The organism is Photorhabdus temperata (assembly GCF_025384845.1).
Taxonomy (GTDB): Bacteria; Pseudomonadota; Gammaproteobacteria; order Enterobacterales; family Enterobacteriaceae; genus Photorhabdus; species Photorhabdus temperata.
Genome location: NZ_JAJAFX010000119.1, coordinates 1 through 4,369, shown reverse-complemented (window position 1 = coordinate 4,369; position 4,369 = coordinate 1). Strand labels below are relative to the sequence as shown.

Annotated in this window: 3 protein-coding genes and 1 pseudogene; 1 reads left to right on the top strand and 3 read right to left on the bottom strand. The window is 32.8% G+C overall.

The genetic code is table 11. The features are described from left to right. The first annotated feature begins 2,675 nt into the window (after positions 1-2,675). Positions 2,676-2,747, top strand: a complete 72-nt coding sequence (locus LGZ99_RS25065) for a DUF7706 family protein (protein ID WP_420899244.1) — start codon at positions 2,676-2,678, stop codon at positions 2,745-2,747. A gap of 47 nt (positions 2,748-2,794) precedes the next feature. Here LGZ99_RS25065 and LGZ99_RS23430 read toward each other — a convergent pair whose 3' ends face one another. The 3 genes and pseudogenes from LGZ99_RS23430 to LGZ99_RS24955 all read right to left on the bottom strand — a co-directional run. Next, positions 2,795-3,187: an Imm50 family immunity protein gene (locus LGZ99_RS23430; protein ID WP_036841356.1), complete on the bottom strand. Its 393-nt coding sequence runs from the start codon at positions 3,185-3,187 to the stop codon at positions 2,795-2,797. Positions 3,188-3,446: 259 nt separating this feature from the next. Next, positions 3,447-3,812 carry a hypothetical protein gene (locus LGZ99_RS23425; RefSeq protein ID WP_036841354.1) on the bottom strand — a complete coding sequence of 122 codons (366 nt, stop codon included), beginning with the start codon at positions 3,810-3,812 and terminating at the stop codon, positions 3,447-3,449. Between the two features lie 437 nt (positions 3,813-4,249). Then, positions 4,250-4,342 (bottom strand): annotated as a pseudogene (locus tag LGZ99_RS24955) (RHS repeat-associated core domain-containing protein); the annotation flags it as partial. Between the last annotated feature and the right edge of the window lie 27 nt (positions 4,343-4,369).

Here is a 4,369-nt window from a genome sequence, read left to right as displayed (position 1 = left end):
GTGTTAATCGGTATAAAGTTTTAACCTCTGTTTTTTGTTAAGTTTAATCACTATCGGATCACATTTAATGAACGCGGATCATATTCATTTTTTATCTTTACTGACGCTGTTAAATAACCGGCGAGAAAATGCTTTAATACCCATCTGTTCGGATAATATCCTTTTACGTGCGGATTTCTTTTTAATTCGCTATTGATGGTTAATGATCTTCGATTAAATGTGATTAACTGTCCTCTGAAAAGTTGCATTTATTGCGTTTAATCCGCTTTGATATAAGATTTTAATACGGCGGCATTCGCGCTTTTAAATGATTATAACAGCTCAGGTAAATATAAAATAAATGGAATATAGAATCATTGATGAATAAATTAAACAAGGCAGAGTAAATAAAGTGAATTCTGCCCTGCGTTTTATTATTGGCAGGATTTAACCTGTGATTAAAAATCATTTTTTAAACTGATGGTGTTAATCGGTGTAAAATTTTTACCGTCGTTTTTATCACTTTTAACTACATGTTTTTTTAAGTTTAATCATCATCGAATTACGTTTAACGAGCAAAAATTATATCCATTTTTTATCTTTAATGATGCCGTTAAATAGTTTGATACCCGTCTGTTCGGATAATATATTTTTACGTTCGGTTTTTTTAACTTGCTATTAATGATTATTGATTTTCGATTAAATGTGATTAACTGTCCTTTTGAAAAGCGGTATTTATTGCGTTTAATCTGCCCTGATATAAAAGATTTAACACTCCGGTATTCGTGCTTTTAAATGATTATGACAGGTTAGGTAAATACATAATAAAGGGAAGATAGGATCACTGATAAATAAATTAAACAGGTCAAGGTAAAAAGTGGGATCCTGCCCTGCGTTTTATGATGGGTAGGATTTAATCTGTGATTAAAATTCATGTTTTTAACTGATGGTTTTAATCGGTATAAAGTTTTAACCGTTGTTTTTATCACTTTTAATTACTGCTTTTTATTAAGTTTAATCATTATCGGATTACGTTTAATGAACGCAAATTATATCTACTTTTTATCTTTAATGACGCCGTTAAATAAGTTTGATGCCAATCTGTTCGGATAATATTCTTTTACGTGCGGATTTCTTTCCAACTCGTTATTAACGGTTAATGATTGTCGATTAAATGTCATTAACTGTCCTTATGAAAAGCGGTATTTATTGCGTTTAATCTGCCCTGATATAAAAGCTTTAACACTTCGGTATTCGTACTTTTAAATGATTATAGTAGGTCAGGTAAATATAAAATAAAGGAAAAATAGGATCACTGATAAATAAATTAAACAGGTCAAGGTAAAAAGTGGGATCCTGCCCTGCGTTTTATGATGGGTAGGATTTAACTTGTGATTAAAAGTCATTTTTTAACTGATAGTTTTAACCGTCGTTCTTATCACTTTTAATCTCTGCTTTTTGTTAGTTTTAATCACCATCGGATCACGTTTAATGAATGTTAATTATATCCACTTTTTATCTTTACTGACGTTGTTAAATAACCGACGATAAAACATTTGATACCCGTCTGTTCGGATAATATATTTTTACGTTCGGTTTTTTTAACTTGCTATTAATGATTAATGATTATTGATTTTCGATTAAATGTGATTAACTGTCCTCTGAAAAGTTGCATTTGTTACGTCTAATCCGCCCTGATATAAAATCTTTAACACTTCGGCATTCCCGCTTTTAAATGATTATAGCAGGTCAGGTAAATATAAAATAAGTGGAATATAAAATCATTGATGAATAAATTAAACAGGGCAGAGTAAATAAAGTGAATTCTGCTATGCGCTTTATTATGGGCAGGATTTAACCTGTGATTAAAAATCATTTTTTAAACTGATGGTGTTAATCTGTGTAAAGTTTTAACCGTCGTTTTTATTACTTTTAACCCCTGCTTTTTGTTAAGTTTAATCATTATCGGATTACGTTTAATGAACGCAAATTATATCCATTTTTTATCTTTACTGACGTTATTTAAATAACCGACGATAAAACGTTTGATACCCATCTGTTCGGATAATATTCTTTTACGTGCGGATTTCTTTCCAACTCGTTATTAACGGTTAATGATTGTCGATTAAATGTCATTAACTGTCCTTATGAAAAGCGGTATTTATTGCGTTTAATCTGCCCTGATATAAAAGCTTTAACACTTCGGTATTCGTACTTTTAAATGATTATAGTAGGTCAGGTAAATATAAAATAAAGGAAAAATAGGATCACTGATAAATAAATTAAACAGGTCAAGGTAAAAAGTGGGATCCTGCCCTGCATTTTATGATGTGCAGGGTTTAACCTGTGAAAAATCATTGTCTTAATTGATGGTGTTAATCGGTATGAAGTTTTAACCGTCATTTTTACCCCTTTTTTAATTCCTGCCTTTTATTAAGTTTAATGATCATTGGATCACGTTTAATGAATGCGGATCATATCCACTTTTTATCTTTACTGACGTTATTTAAATAACCGACGATAAAACGTTTGATACCCATCTGTTCGGATGATATTCTTTTATGTGCAGGTTTCTTTTTAATTAGCTATTAATGGTTAAATACAATTAACTATCCTTTTATAAAATAAACTACTTTCTTCATCTTCATCTTCATATTGTCCACAGAATCGCGGGTTGATACGCACTTTAGCTGTTAATGGCACAGATTAAGGATGCGATCTCTAAGCTTCAATCTGCCCTTGCTTACTGTGGATATTCGCCAAGATAAATCACAAGAAAGCCGGAAGGTCACACGGATCTTTCCGGCTTTATTTATTATTTAATCCAACGTTGATCTAAATAAGGAGTGATATCATCAATTGTCATAAAGCCAGCAACACAATGAAGATAAAAATCTTTATTTTCTATTGTTAATATGGTTTCTTCTCGCACTGATTTAATAATAGGAGTACATTCAAATCCCACTTTTCCTCCATTAATATGGAGTTCAGATACATTTCCAAATGTTAATATGATTCCGAAGGAGTTATATATATTTTCGCTCCATTTTTTGGGGACTGTTACTGGTAATTTTTTACCTCGTAGTTGTATCCTAAGAATTGAAAAATCGTGGTATATAAAGTTTTCAAATTCAACATCATCAATAGAAAGTTCATTATTAAACATGAATTTAATCTTTTCTTTATGTATAGCATTATCGAACCACATAATTATAACCTCCTTGGAAATTCATAATGATGAGTCCTGGCTTATCAAGGATGCGATAGGGCGGTTACAGTCCGCGCTGGTATGGCACGGGTACGCTCCACGGTAAGAACAATAAAGCCGGAAGATCACGGGGATCTTTCCGGCTGATTTCAACGATATTTTATATCTGATTTTTATCGAAATAAGCCATAGATATAAACTCTCCAAAAACACTATTTCTTATTATTAATGAACAATGCAGTTGCTTAAATCCAAATAGTTAGTCATTACCTCTGACATATTCTTCAAGAAAACCTTTTATTTCTGTCAAAAAAAGAGACTTATCTTCTATATCATAGTCAAAAATAAAATTCATTTCAGAAAAAACAACATCAACAAGATTAACTTTTCCATTTATAATAAAGTTAATAGACTGAATCACTTTATCTCTATTGGCTGGTATATATTCTAAAAACCAAGGTTTGAGAACAATTTCTGAAACAGAACGTAGATCATCTTTATTATTAACATTTTTATTGTTAATTAACAAATAATCTTTATCACTGATAACTTCCTCATCAAGAGCAGAAAGAAAACCTACTAATATAGAAATTTCATTTTTAGTTTTTAAATCAAATTTATTCATTATCGCCCCCATACAGGATATGCAGTGATTGTTTGCCCATTTGGAGTTAAGATCACTGTTGCGGTACTCGAAGTGCCATATGTTGGGCCAGTCTTGCTATACCCTTCACCGATTCTTCTTCCATACGGAATTGTAGCTTTAGTCACAGCGCCACCTGATTGTCGCTGAATAGTTTGTGCTCGTTGTATAGCATTTAATTGATCTCTATGACTATCAAATCGAGTTGCTGCCATCGGTGTACGCTGCTGAACTCCCGTAGTAGGATTCGCTCCATTAGTTGCTCGTCCAAGCTGGGATTCTAAAGACGTTTGGGCACCATGTCTCTCAAGGAAGTGAGATCTAGGATTCATACTTTCCATTTCTTGTAAACGTCTGAGTGCATTAGCCTCTGCAAGCTCATTGATCCTTGCCTGCCTTTGTTCCCTAGTAAGACTTGCCGGACAATCAGTCAACCCTAGCGGGTCAATCCAATTAACCGGATCATGGACATACCCGTACGGGTTAAATCCTCCACTAAGATTCAGAGGATCTTAGGGACTATCCCGACGCCATCATAC

Coding starts and splice junctions, on each gene's coding strand:
- LGZ99_RS23430 (WP_036841356.1), bottom strand. CDS start 3,187: ATGTGGTTCGATAATGCTATACATAAAGAAAAGATTAAATTCATGTTT.
- LGZ99_RS23425 (WP_036841354.1), bottom strand. CDS start 3,812: ATGAATAAATTTGATTTAAAAACTAAAAATGAAATTTCTATATTAGTA.